Raw genomic sequence first — 12,317 nt, 5'->3', positions numbered from 1 at the left:
CGCCCGGCATGCGGCGGTCTCGCCACGCACGTTCTCGCGCCGCTTCGTCGAGGACACCGGCTACACGCCGATGCAGTGGGTCATGCGAGTGCGCATCGATGTCGCTCGAGAGCTGCTCGAGCGTTCCGAGCAGAGCATCGAGCAGATCGCCGCCGGGGTCGGGCTCGGCACGGCCGCGAACCTGCGGCTGCACTTCCAGCGCATCCTCGGCACGACGCCGAGCGAGTACCGGCGCACGTTCGCGCGCGGCGAGTGAGTTTGGCGCGATTCTTGCGCACCTTGGCGTCCGCGCCTATGCCGCGGCCGCGCGTGCCGTTCGAGGGTGGATTCCGTAACGGAAAGGAACCACCCCATGACCCGCATCGCCATCAACGGATTCGGACGCATCGGCCGCAACGTGCTGCGCGCCCTGCTCGAGCGCGACTCGTCCCTCGAGGTCGTCGCCGTCAACGACCTGACCGAGCCCGCGGCCCTCGCCCGCCTGCTCGCGTTCGACTCCACCGCCGGGCGCCTCGGCCGCCCCGTTTCCGTGGACGGGGACACCCTCGTGGTCGACGGTCACCGCATCCGGGTCACGGCCGAGCGTGAGCCGGCGCAGCTGCCGTGGGCGGAACTCGGCGTCGACATCGTGCTCGAGTCGACCGGGCGCTTCACCTCGGCCGCCGCTGCGCGTGCGCACCTCGAGGCCGGCGCCGCGCGCGTGCTCGTGAGCGCCCCCTCCGACGGCGCCGACGTCACGCTCGCCTATGGCGTGAACACCTCGGCATATGACCCCGCCGCGCACACGATCATCTCGAACGCGTCGTGCACGACGAACGCCCTGGCGCCTCTGGCCGCGGTGCTCGACGAACTCGCGGGTATCGAGCACGGCTTCATGACCACCGTGCACGCCTACACGCAGGAGCAGAATCTGCAGGACGGCCCGCACCGCGATGCCCGCCGGGCACGTGCCGCCGGCGTCAACATCGTTCCGACGACGACCGGTGCGGCGAAGGCGATCGGCCTGGTGCTCCCCCAGCTCGACGGCAAGCTCTCGGGCGACTCGATCCGCGTTCCCGTTCCTGTCGGCTCGATCGTCGAGCTCAACACCACGGTCGCCCGCGAGGTCACCCGTGACGAGGTGCTCGCCGCCTACCGCGCGGCGGCCGATGGGCCGCTCGCCGGCATCCTCGAGTATTCGGAGGACGCGCTGGTCTCGTCCGACATCGTCGGCGATCCGGCATCCTCGATCTTCGACTCGGCCCTCACCCGCGTCGACGGGCGCAACGTCAAGGTCGTCGCCTGGTACGACAACGAGTGGGGATTCTCGAACCGCGTCGTCGACACGCTCGAGCTGCTCGCCCGCGACTGAGCGGGTTCAGCGCCGTCTGATGATGCGCTTCAGCTTCTCCCACCGGGTGGCGATGTCGCGCTCGTTGCCGTGGTCGGTCGGCCGATAGTACTCGGCGTTCTTCAGCGAGTCGGGCAGGTACTGCTGCGTGACCACGCCGAGCTCGGCGTCGTGCGGGTACACGTAGCCCTTGCCGTGCCCGAGCTTCTTCGCGCCCGCGTAGTGCGCGTCGCGGAGATGCTTGGGCACGCGGCCGGCCTTGCCCGCCCGCACGTCGGCGAGCGCCGCGTCGAGCGCCATGTAGCTCGCGTTCGACTTCGGCGCGGTGGCCAGGTGCACGGTGGCCTGCGCGAGCGGGATGCGCCCCTCGGGCATCCCGATGTATTGCACGGCATCGGCGGCAGCGACGGCGACGCCGAGCGCCGTCGGGTCGGCCATGCCGATGTCTTCAGAGGCCGAGACGATGAGCCGGCGGGCGATGAACCGGGGGTCCTCGCCCGCCTCGATCATGCGGGCGAGATAGTGCAGCGCCGCGTCGGCGTCTGAGCCCCGGATCGACTTGATGAATGCGCTGATGACGTCGTAGTGCTCGTCGCCCTGCCGGTCATAGCGCAGCAGCGCCCGGTCGACCGCGCGTGAGACCTGCTCGGCCGTGATCGTCGTCTGCTGCTCGCTGTCGGCGGTGATGGATGCCGCCTCGAGCGCGGTCAGCGCCCGGCGGGCATCGCCCGACGAGAGCTGAATGATCGCGGTGCGCGCCTCGGCCTCGAGCTCGAAGCGGCCGCCCAGCCCGCGGGGATCGGCGACCGCGCGATCGATGAGCGTCGCCAGATCGTCTTCCGTGAGGGTCTCGAGAGTCAGCAGCAGCGAGCGCGAGAGCAGCGGCGAGATGACGGAGAACGACGGATTCTCGGTCGTGGCGGCCACGAGGATGACCCACCCGTTCTCGACGCCCGGCAGCAGCGCGTCCTGCTGGGCTTTGGTGAAGCGGTGGATCTCGTCAAGGAAGAGGACCGTCGAGATGCCGTAGAGGTCGCGGTTCGACAGCGCCTCGTCCATCACCTGGCGCACGTCCTTCACGCCGGCGGTCACGGCAGAGAGCTCGACGAAGCGGCGGCCGGACGAGTGCGCGATGACCTGGGCGAGGGTCGTCTTCCCTGTGCCGGGCGGACCCCAGAGGATCACCGAGACAGAACCGCGCTCGCCCGTCTTGTCGTTCGCGAGCGCGACGAGCGGTGAGCCGGGCGTGAGCAGGTGTCGCTGGCCGGCAACCTCGTCGAGGCTCTTCGGCCGCATGCGCACAGCGAGCGGAACCGCGCCGCTGCGCAGCCCCACCCGTGCATCAGTCATAGAACAAGCTTACGAGACTGCCCCGACATCGGCCGGTTCATGCATGGGAGGCCAAGCGGCCGCCCGTCCCCCATCTTGGCCGTTTGCCCCGCGATCTCGGCGCCGAAGGCGGCGACGCGCCTCGGGGGCACGGCGCGAGCTCGGGGCCGGCATCCATCGCCCGCATTGATTTCGACCCTCATAAGGCCACCCGATAAAGTGCGCGGGTGGCCCCCTCGAAGAACGACCGCGAAGCCCGCATCGCCCGCGAGCGTCTGCGTGCCTATCAGGCCAGGCAGACCGTTCACGAGACAGGCAGGAAGCGGCGCCGTCGCGACAACCTGATCGCCGGAATCGCGATCGTCGTCGTGGCGGCGGCCGCGATCGCGGCACAGCTGGCGTACTTCGGCGTCGGCCCCGGCAAGCCGGAGGCGAAGCCCACGTCGACGGCGACGGCCTCGCCCACCCCGACGCCGACCGCGACGGGCATCGCCCCCGACAAGTCCGTCGCTGAGAACCGCGACTGGACGGGGACTCTCACGCTCAACAAGAGCATTCCGCTCGGGGTCACCATCGACGGCAAAGCGGCGCCGCAGGCTGCCGCGGCCGTCATCAGCCTTGCGAAGACGAACTTCTACACCGGAACCGTGTGCCACCGCCTGACCACCGGCGCGACCTTCAAAGTGCTGCAGTGCGGCGGCGCGAAGACCGTCGCCGACGGGCCCACCGGCGGCCCCGGCTTCAGCTTCGGGCCGATCGAGAACGCCCCGGCGGTGACGACAGGGTCCAAAACCACGGACAACCCGTACGGCTCGGCGGAGTACAAGAAGGGCGTCATCGCGATGGCGCGCCAGGGCGACAACGCGAACAGCAACGGCAGCCAGTTCTTCCTCGTCTACGGCGACACGAGCATCCCGAATGACTCGGCGGGCGGCTACACCGTGGTCGGCCAGGTCACGAGCGGGCTCGACAAGCTCATCTCGACGGTGACCGCCAAGGGCACCTCGGACGGCTCTCAGGACGGCGCCCCGAAGGTCGCCACCACCATCACCGGATTCACGCTCAAGTAGATCGTCACGCCCCGCGTGGGGTGCAATAGGCTGGCGAACGAGTGTCAGCATCGGCCTTCCCCTGGGCCGATCCATGAGCAAGGTGGAGCATCTTGTCCGATTCCGAACAGCAGCCCTGGGGCCGTGTGGCCGAGGACGGCACCGTCTACGTGCGCGAAGGCGATGGTGAGCGCGCCGTTGGCGAGTTCCCCGACGCAACGCCCGAAGAGGCGCTGGCCTATTACGAGCGCAAGTTCGCCGATCTCGCCGGTCAGGTGTCGATCCTCGAGCAGCGTGCGCGCCGCGGCGCACCTGCTGCCGACATCGCCAAGTCGGTCTCGACCCTCAAGGCGACCGTGGTCGGCGCGAGCGCCGTGGGCGACCTGGCCTCTCTGGCCGCACGACTCGACAAGCTGGGCGGCACCGTCTCCGAGCTCACCGAGCAGCAGAGCGCCGAGGCCAAGGCGGCGCTTGCCGACGCACTCGCTGTGCGCGAGCAGATCGTCGTCGAGGTCGAGGCCCTTGCCGCCGAGGACCCGGCCAAGACGCAGTGGAAGCGCACCAGCGCTCAGCTCGACGAGCTCTTCGCCCGGTGGCAGCAGCACCAGAAGGAGGGCCCGCGCCTGCCGAAGAACGAGGCCAACGAGCTCTGGAAGCGTTTCCGCGCTGCGCGCTCGGTGATCGAGCGCAACCGCAAGGCGTTCTTCGCCGAACTCGATGCCCAGCACCGCGATGCCCGCACCGCGAAGACGGCCCTGATCGAGCGCGCCGAGGCGCTGGTGCCGCGCGGCGTCGACGGCATTCCGCAGTACCGCGAGCTGCTCGACGAGTGGAAGCGCGCCGGTCGTGCCGGCAAGCGTGACGACGACGCGCTCTGGGCTCGCTTCAAGGCAGCCGGTGACGCGATCTACGCCGCCAAGGCGCAGGAGATCGCGGTCGAGAACGAGGAGTACTCGGCGAACCTCGATGCCAAGCTGGCGCTGCTCAGCGAGGCCGAGCCGCTGCTGAACGAGACCAACCGCGACGTCGCGAAGTCAAAGCTGACCGACATCCAGCGCCGGTGGGACGAGATCGGTCGCGTTCCCCGCGACCAGGTGCGCCCCATCGAAGACCGGCTGCGCCGCGTCGAGGCGGCTGTCCGCAAGCTCGACGAGGAGCACTGGCGCGCCAACAACCCCGAGAAGCAGGCACGCAGCGCCGGGCTGGCCGCTCAGCTCAACGAGGCGATCGAGCGGCTCGAAGCCGAGCTCGCCGAGGCTCAGGCGTCGGGTGACGCCAAGGCGATCGCCGACGCGCAAGAGGCCATCGACGCTCGCCGCGCCTGGCTCAACGCGCTGCGTTAGCCGCGACCGGCACGTTGTCCACAGGAAGGCCCGGGTTCGACCCGGGCCTTTCGCGTATCTGTGAGACTCGCAGCCATGCGCTTGTCCCCCGTGCTCACCCGACTCGATCTGCCCGTCGCCGAGCTGTCGGCGCTGCGGCTCGACGGTGACGCCTTCGCGCTCGACGAGGCGGTCATCGCGGTCGACGAGCCCGAGCTCGCGGTGAACCGCGCCGCCGCACTCGCGGGCGTGTTCACGTCGCGCATGGTCGCTGAGCTCGACACCGCGCTGTGGGTTTACGGATGCCTCGACCGGCCGCCCGCCGTCCACACCGGTGCCGTCCGCCGCGACGCCCGGCGGCGCCTGCTGTCAACACTGCGGGTGACCCTGCGAGAGACCGCGGTGCCCGACGACGAGATCACTGAGCTCGCGGGCATCCGCGTCACGTCCCGCCCGCGCACTGCCGTCGATGTCGCCCTGCTCGACGACGTCTCGCCCGAGCGCGAAGACGCGGTGCGGGAACTGCTGCGCGCTCCCGTCACCGCTGCGGAGGCGTTGACGATCGCACTCCAGCTCGGCCACACCCCGGGCAAGCTGCGGGCCGTGGACCGCCTCAGACAGTGGTGCGTCAGCCGGCGCTGACGCGGTAGACGTCGTAGACGGCGTCGATGCGCCGCACGGCGTTGAGCACGCGATCGAGGTGCGTGGTGTCGCCCATCTCGAACACGTAGCGCGAGAGCGCGAGCCGGTTCTGCGAGGTCGACACCGTGGCGGACAGGATGTTGACGTGGTGCTCCGAGAGCACCCGCGTGATGTCCGACAGCAGCCCGGAGCGATCGAGCGCCTCGACCTGGATCTGCACCAGGAAGATGCCCTTGTTCTCTTCGGCCCACTCGACCTCGATCATGCGCTCGGGCTGATCCATCAGGCTCTTCACGTTCTGACAGCTCGCCTGGTGCACCGAGACGCCTGCGCCTCGGGTGATGAAGCCGACGATCTCATCGCCGGGAACCGGCGTGCAGCACTTGGCGAGCTTGACCAGGATGTCGGGCGCGCCGCGCACCAGTACGCCCGAGTCGCTCGAGCTGCGCGGCCGACGCCCTCGCACCGCCTGCGTGACCTCGGTCGACGGGCTCTCGGTCTCGCTCTCGCCCTGCAGGCCGGCGACGAGCTTCTCGAGCACCGACTGCGTCGACACGTGGCCCTCGCCGACCGCCGCGAACAGCGCCTCGACCCCGTCGAGGTGCAGCGTGTTCGCCACCTCGGTGAGCGACTCGGGGCTCATCAGGCGCGTCAGCGGCATGTTCTGCTTCCGCATGGCACGCGCGATCGCGTCCTTGCCCTGCTCGATCGCCTCGTCGCGGCGCTCCTTGGTGAACCACTGGCGGATCTTGCTGCGTGCGCGGGGGCTCTTGACGAAGTTGAGCCAGTCCTGGCTGGGGCCCGCGTCGGGGTTCTTCGAGGTGAACACCTCGACCACGTCGCCCGTCGACAGGCCCGAGTCGAGCGGCACCAGTCGGCCGTTGACCTTCGCGCCCATCGTGCGGTGCCCGACCTCGGTGTGCACGGCGTAGGCGAAGTCGACCGGGGTCGCCCCCTGCGGCAGCCCGATGACTTTGCCCTTCGGTGTGAAGACGTAGACCTCTTTCGCACCGATCTCGTAGCGCAGCGAGTCGAGGAACTCGCTCGGGTCCTCGGTCTCGGCCTGCCAGTCGGTGATGTGTGCGAGCCAGGTGAGGTCGGCGTCGACGTTCGTCTTGTCGTCCTTGCCGGCGACCCGCTCCTTGTACTTGAAGTGCGCAGCGACGCCGTACTCCGCGCGCTGATGCATCTCCTCCGTGCGGATCTGGATCTCGACAGCGCGGCCGCCCGGCCCGATGACGGTGGTGTGCAGCGACTGGTAAAGGTTGTACTTGGGTGTCGCGATGTAGTCCTTGAAGCGCCCCGGCATCGGCGTCCACCTGGCGTGGATCTGCCCGAGCACGGCATAGCAGTCGCGCACCGTGTTCACGAGCACACGGATGCCGACGAGGTCGTAGATCTCGTCGAACTCGCGCCCGCGCACGACCATCTTCTGGTAGATCGAGTAGTACTGCTTCGGCCTGCCGACGACCTTCCCGCGGATGCGGGCGGAGCGCAGATCGTCGTCGATCGCCGCGATCACCTGCTGCACGACGCGCTCGCGCTCGGGCGAGCGCTGCTTCACGAGGTTCTCGATCTCGACGTAGAGCTTCGGCTGCAGCACGGCGAAGCTCAGGTCTTCGAGTTCGGACTTGATCGTCTGGATGCCGAGGCGGTGCGCGAGCGGCGCGTAGATCTCGAGGGTCTCCTTCGCCTTCCGCTCGGCGTTCGCGGTCGGCATGAAGCCCCACGTGCGCGCGTTGTGCAGGCGGTCGGCGAGTTTGATGACGAGCACGCGGATGTCTTTGGACATCGCGATGATCATCTTCCGCACCGTCTCGGCCTGCGCGCTGTCGCCGTACTTCACCTTGTCGAGCTTCGTGACCCCGTCGACGAGCATCGCGATCTCGGTGCCGAAGTCGGCCGTGAGCTGGTCGAGGCCGTAGTCGGTGTCCTCGACGGTGTCGTGCAGCAGCGCGGCCGCGATCGTCTTCGAGCCGATGCCGAGGTCCGCGAGGATCTGCGCGACGGCGAGGGGATGCGTGATGTACGGCTCGCCGCTGCGCCGGGTCTGCCCCGCGTGCGCCTTCTCGGCCGTGGCATACGCCCGCTCGATCAGTGCGATGTCGGCCCTCGGGTGGTGCTGGCGGACCGTGCGCAGCAGGGTGTCGAGCGCGCCGTTCTGAACCGACCGGGAGAACAGCCGGGGAACCAGGCGGCGCAGTGAGGCGGTCTGATTGTTGCTCGTCGTCGTATCGACCATCAGCACCGCCTCCTTACGACCATTATCGCGTGACGGCCACGTTCTCTGCCTCGACCGGCGCCTTCGACCGCGCGGCCAGCACCCGTCGGGTGTGCTTCGTGATCGCAGGTTCGCCGTCGCGCAGCCACGAATACAGCGGCGCTGCGACGAACACGGTCGAGTACGTGCCGATCAGAATGCCGACGAAGAGGGCGAGCGAGATGTCCTCGAGGGTCGTCGCGTTCAGGATGAACCCGCCGATGAACAGGATGCCGGCGACCGGCAGCGCGGCGATGACCGCGGTGTTGATCGACCGCACGAGGGTCTGGTTCACCGCGAGGTTCACCGACTCTCCGAAGGTGCGGGTGAGCTTCTCGGCTCCCTCTGTGGTGTTCTCGCGCACCTTGTCGAAGACGACGACCGTGTCATACAGCGAGTAGCCGAGGATCGTCAGGAATCCGATCACCGTCGCCGGCGTGATCTCGAAGCCGCTCAGCGCATAGACGCCGGCGGTGAAGATCAGGTCATGGAACAGGGTGATGATCGCCGACAGCGACATCTTCCAGGTGCGGAAGTACAGCGCCATGCCGATGAAGGCGAGCGCGAGGAAGACGCCGAGGCCCTCGAGCGCCTTCCGCGAGACGTCCTGGCCCCACGCCGGGCCGATGAACGACGAGGTGATCTCATCGGCGCTCACGCCGTAGGCGTCGGCGAGGTTGTTGGTCACCTGCTTGGTCTGGCCGGTCGTGAGCTGATCGGTCGTGACGCGGATGCCGGTGCGGTTGACCACCGACACCTGCACGACGGCGCCCGGCTCGACCCTGTGCACGGCCTGCGTGGCGACGGTCTGGTCGGTCGTGTGCGCGTCGGCGATCTGGAACTGCGAGCCGCCGCGGAAGTCGATGCCCCAGTTGAACCCCCGCACGACCGGAATCAGGATGCACAGGATCATCAGCACGGCGGAGATGCCGAGCCACAGCTTGCGCCGCTGAACGAACTGGATCGAGCGCGCGCCCGTGAAGAGGTCGTTGCCGAACCGCTGGAATGGCGAGGGCATCAGTCGTCCTTTCCGTTACGACGGGTGCCGGCGGCCGCGAGCTCGGCGGCCTTCCGCTCGGCGATGGTCTGGCGCTTGGCGGCCTCGCGACTGCTCGAGGCCAGCTTGGCGGCCCCGACGGTCGTGGCGGGTCGGAACTGGCCTGCACCACGGTAGACGGCGCCGAGCGCGGTCGGGTCCAGGCCGGAGAGCTTGTGGCCGGAGGCGAAGAACTCGGTGCGGGCGAACAGCTGCATCACCGGGTGCGTGAACATCACGACGATGATGACGTCGAGGATCGTGGTGAGGCCAAGCGTGAAGGCGAAGCCCTGCACGTCGCCGACGGCGAAGATGTACAGCACGACAGCCGAGAGCATGTTCGTGCTCTTCGCCGCGTAGACCGTGCGACGGGCACGCTTCCAGCCGGCCTCGACGGCCGACTCGAGCCCGCGGCCCTCGCGCAGCTCGTCGCGTATTCGCTCGAAGTAGACGATGAACGAGTCGGCCGTGAAGCCGATCGCGACGATCAGACCGGCCACTCCCGCGAGCGAGAGGCGGTATCCCATCTGCCAGGACAGCAGAGCGATCGTGAGATAGCTCAGCGCCGCGGCGATGACGAGCGACATGATCGTCACGAAGCCGAGCGTGCGGTACTGCACGAGCGTGTAGATGAACACGAGCAACAGGCCGATCGCGCCCGCGATCATGCCTGAGAGCAGCTGGGTTGAGCCGAGCGTCGCCGAGATCGTGTTGGAGCTCTGCACCTTGAAGCTCACCGGCAGTGCGCCGAACTTGAGCTGGTTGGCGAGCGTCTGTGCGCTCTCCTGGGTGAAGTTGCCCGTGATCTGCGACGTGTTGCCGGTGATCACGCCCTGCATCTGCGGCGCCTCGAGCACACGCCCGTCGAGCACGAAGGCGAACTGCGAGCGCGGGTCGCTCGTTCCGGCGCTCTGCGCGGCGGCGTAGTAGCCGTTCAGGCGCTGGCTCACCTTGTCGAAGGCCTTTGCACCGCGCGAGTTGAACGTCAGGTTGACGCCCCACTGGCCCGTGTTCACGCCCTGCTGGCTCGAGATGGTGCCGGCCGTGGCGTTCGTGATGTCGCTGCCCTCGACCTCGACCGGGCCGAGCAGGTACTTCGTCTGCCCGGCGTCGTCGCACGTCACGAGGGGCTCGTCCGCCGGCGCGACGTTCGTCGTGGCGGTCTTGAGGCTGGCGCAGTCGAACGCGTTGTACTTGGCCTGCAGGTACGGAGTGACCCAGCTCTCGTCAGAGGCATCGGTCGGCTTGGCCGTCGGGGTGTTCGCGAGGGTCGGTGCGGGCGTGGGGTACGGGGTCGACTTCCCGTCCTGGCCGGTGAACGACGTCGTCGCGGGGCTCTGCGCGAGCAGCACGGGCCGCAGCTCCATCTTCGACGAGGCCTCGATGCGCTGCTTTGTCGCGTCGTCGAGACGGCCCGGGACGTCGACGACGATGTTGGTGTTGCCCTGGGTCGAGACCGTCGCCTCCGAAACGCCGGAGGCGTTCACGCGCTGGCGGATGATCGAGACCGCCTGGTCGAGCTCGTCGCTCGTGATCTGATGGCCGCCCTCGAGCGCCGGGGTCAGGATGACCTCGGTTCCGCCCTGCAGGTCGAGGCCGAGCTTGGGCGCGACAGTCGCGCTTCCCCACAGCACGCCGCTCGTGAGGGCGGCGGCGAGGGCGACGATCAGGACGCCCAGCCAGATCAGGGAGCGGGAGGCGTGCCGAACAGGTGACGTCTTGGCCACAGGCGGTACTCAGCTTTCTTCCGCGGGCGGTGGGGAGCGCCCGGCGGCTACGGGGTCGGGCGGGTCTTACTCGTCGCGCTTCGTGGGCTGAACGCGCTCACCGAACTCAGGCTCCTGCTGGTCGGCGGCCTTCGCAGCCTCGGCCTGGGCCGCGGCGTTGGCGGCGTCGATCGCGCTCGCGCTCGTCTCAGCCCCTGCGTCGGTCGACGCGGTGTCGGCGGATGCCTCGACGGGCGTCTCGATGCGCGAGATCGCCTGGCGGTGGATGGTGAGGAAGTTGCCGGGGCTCGTCTCGAGCACGACCTTGTTGTTCTCGAGGTCGACCGACTCGATGGTGCCGAAGATGCCGGAATTCGTCATGACCTCGACGCCCTTGACGAGTTGCGACGACTTCTCGGCCTCGGCCTGCTGGCGCTTGCGGTTGCCGCGCCACGACCAGAAGAAGAAGAACGCGATGATGACGACCATCACGATGAGCAGAGTGGGATTACTCATGAAGGGGGAAGTCCTTTCGACGCGAGGGAAACACTCACCGCGCGCGTGTTTGCCGGCCCGAGCAGGCCTTCGTTGGATTATAGGTCATCGGTGAAAAGGGTCTGCTGGGCGCCGCCTGTCGGACGGCTGGGTTCCAGCCCGAAGTGCCGCCAGGCCTGCGCCGTCGCCACGCGCCCGCGCGGAGTGCGCGACACGAGCCCGATGCGCACGAGGAACGGCTCGACCACCGACTCGATCGTCTCGGCCTCTTCGCCCACCGAGACCGCGAGCGTCGAGAGTCCCACCGGGCCGCCGTCGAAGCGGGTGAGGATCGTCTGCATGACAGCGCGGTCGAGCCGGTCGAGGCCGAGCTCGTCGACGTCGTAGAGCTCGAGCGCGGCGCGCACCGCGGGAAGATCGGCACGGCCGGTGTGCACCAGGGCGTAGTCGCGTACGCGCCGCAGCAGGCGGTTCGCGATGCGCGGGGTGCCGCGGCTGCGCCCGGCGATCTCGGCGAGGGCTTCGCGGTCGATGTCGAGGTCGAGCATGCCGGCGGCGCGGTCGAGCACCTTCTCGAGCTCGTCGTCGGAGTAGAACTCGAGGTGCGCTGTGAACCCGAAGCGGTCGCGCAGCGGGTTCGGCAGCAGGCCGGAGCGCGTGGTCGCGCCCACGAGCGTGAATGGCGCGAGGTCGAGCGGGATGCTGGTCGCGCCGGCGCCCTTGCCGACCATGATGTCGATGCGGAAGTCCTCCATCGCGAGGTACAGCATCTCTTCGGCCGAGCGCGCCATGCGGTGGATCTCGTCGATGAAGAGCACCTCGCCCGGCACGAGCGAGGACAGCACGGCGGCGAGATCGCCCGCGTGCTGGATGGCGGGCCCGCTCGACATGCGCAGCGGCCGGTCACTCTCGGCGGCGACGATCATGGCCAGCGTGGTCTTGCCGAGCCCGGGCGGCCCCGCGAGCAGGATGTGGTCGGCCGTGCGCTCCTGGATACGGGCGGCCGTGAGCAGCAGCTGCAGCTGCCCGCGCACCTTCGACTGGCCGACGAACTCACCGAGGGACTTGGGGCGCAGTGCGCCCTCGAACGCCAGCTCGGCCTCGTTCTGCGCCTGGGGCGTCGTGAGGTCGTCGCTCATCGGCCGGCT

The 12,317-nt window shown here is 68.9% G+C and carries 11 protein-coding genes; 5 read left to right on the top strand and 6 right to left on the bottom strand.

The genetic code is table 11. From position 1 onward, the window contains the following. Together ACM2XV_RS07875 and gap are read left to right on the top strand one after the other, a co-directional pair. Positions 1-256, top strand: a 256-nt coding sequence (locus tag ACM2XV_RS07875; protein ID WP_487026537.1) for a helix-turn-helix domain-containing protein, incomplete at its 5' end; no start/stop codon positions are given. 96 nt (positions 257-352) lie between these two features. After that, complete coding sequence (gene gap / locus ACM2XV_RS07870) at positions 353-1,351, top strand: type I glyceraldehyde-3-phosphate dehydrogenase (protein ID WP_487026536.1); 999 nt, start codon at positions 353-355, stop codon at positions 1,349-1,351. 6 nt (positions 1,352-1,357) lie between these two features. Here the strand turns inward: gap and ACM2XV_RS07865 are convergent, their stop codons facing one another. Beyond that, on the bottom strand, positions 1,358-2,680 hold the full coding sequence (locus tag ACM2XV_RS07865; protein WP_487026535.1) for a replication-associated recombination protein A: 1,323 nt from the start codon (positions 2,678-2,680) through the stop codon (positions 1,358-1,360). A gap of 206 nt (positions 2,681-2,886) precedes the next feature. On the opposite strand from ACM2XV_RS07865, the gene ACM2XV_RS07860 reads away from it, so the two are divergent. From ACM2XV_RS07860 to ACM2XV_RS07850, 3 genes are all read left to right on the top strand, one after another. Continuing rightward, a complete protein-coding gene (locus tag ACM2XV_RS07860; protein ID WP_487026534.1) occupies positions 2,887-3,729 on the top strand; it encodes a peptidylprolyl isomerase in 843 nt (280 codons plus the stop codon). Positions 3,730-3,821: 92 nt separating this feature from the next. Then, positions 3,822-5,051 carry a DUF349 domain-containing protein gene (locus ACM2XV_RS07855; RefSeq protein WP_344777788.1) on the top strand — a complete coding sequence of 410 codons (1,230 nt, stop codon included), beginning with the start codon at positions 3,822-3,824 and terminating at the stop codon, positions 5,049-5,051. Positions 5,052-5,126: 75 nt separating this feature from the next. After that, positions 5,127-5,672 (top strand): type IV toxin-antitoxin system AbiEi family antitoxin, encoded by a 546-nt coding sequence (locus tag ACM2XV_RS07850; RefSeq protein WP_487026533.1) that lies wholly within the window; start codon positions 5,127-5,129, stop codon positions 5,670-5,672. Here the strand turns inward: ACM2XV_RS07850 and ACM2XV_RS07845 are convergent. The 5 genes from ACM2XV_RS07845 to ruvB all read right to left on the bottom strand — a co-directional run bounded on the left by ACM2XV_RS07845 (position 5,659) and on the right by ruvB (position 12,308). Then, positions 5,659-7,914, bottom strand: coding sequence for a RelA/SpoT family protein (locus tag ACM2XV_RS07845; protein WP_344777784.1), 2,256 nt, complete (start codon positions 7,912-7,914; stop codon positions 5,659-5,661). The two genes, ACM2XV_RS07850 and ACM2XV_RS07845, sit on opposite strands and share 14 nt — an antisense overlap. 22 nt (positions 7,915-7,936) lie before the next feature. Beyond that, positions 7,937-8,950 (bottom strand): protein translocase subunit SecF, encoded by a 1,014-nt coding sequence (secF, locus tag ACM2XV_RS07840; RefSeq protein WP_487026532.1) that lies wholly within the window; start codon positions 8,948-8,950, stop codon positions 7,937-7,939. Beyond that, complete coding sequence (secD, locus tag ACM2XV_RS07835) at positions 8,950-10,695, bottom strand: protein translocase subunit SecD (protein ID WP_344777780.1); 1,746 nt, start codon at positions 10,693-10,695, stop codon at positions 8,950-8,952. Before secD ends, secF begins: the two co-directional genes overlap by 1 nt. Before the next feature lie 66 nt (positions 10,696-10,761). After that, positions 10,762-11,190, bottom strand: a complete 429-nt coding sequence (yajC, locus tag ACM2XV_RS07830; protein WP_487026531.1) for a preprotein translocase subunit YajC — start codon at positions 11,188-11,190, stop codon at positions 10,762-10,764. Positions 11,191-11,267: 77 nt separating this feature from the next. Beyond that, positions 11,268-12,308, bottom strand: coding sequence for a Holliday junction branch migration DNA helicase RuvB (ruvB, locus tag ACM2XV_RS07825; protein WP_344777776.1), 1,041 nt, complete (start codon positions 12,306-12,308; stop codon positions 11,268-11,270). Between the last annotated feature and the right edge of the window lie 9 nt (positions 12,309-12,317).

Source organism: Gryllotalpicola sp. CP2-P1, from assembly GCF_057512245.1.
The sequence above is the reverse complement of the archived record's forward strand: the minus strand, read 5'-3'. Positions and strand labels throughout refer to the sequence as shown.

Coding starts and splice junctions, on each gene's coding strand:
- gap (WP_487026536.1), top strand. CDS start 353: ATGACCCGCATCGCCATCAACGGATTCGGACGCATCGGCCGCAACGTG.
- ACM2XV_RS07865 (WP_487026535.1), bottom strand. CDS start 2,680: ATGACTGATGCACGGGTGGGGCTGCGCAGCGGCGCGGTTCCGCTCGCT.
- ACM2XV_RS07850 (WP_487026533.1), top strand. CDS start 5,127: ATGCGCTTGTCCCCCGTGCTCACCCGACTCGATCTGCCCGTCGCCGAG.
- ACM2XV_RS07845 (WP_344777784.1), bottom strand. CDS start 7,914: ATGGTCGATACGACGACGAGCAACAATCAGACCGCCTCACTGCGCCGC.
- secF (WP_487026532.1), bottom strand. CDS start 8,950: ATGCCCTCGCCATTCCAGCGGTTCGGCAACGACCTCTTCACGGGCGCG.
- yajC (WP_487026531.1), bottom strand. CDS start 11,190: ATGAGTAATCCCACTCTGCTCATCGTGATGGTCGTCATCATCGCGTTC.
- ruvB (WP_344777776.1), bottom strand. CDS start 12,308: ATGAGCGACGACCTCACGACGCCCCAGGCGCAGAACGAGGCCGAGCTG.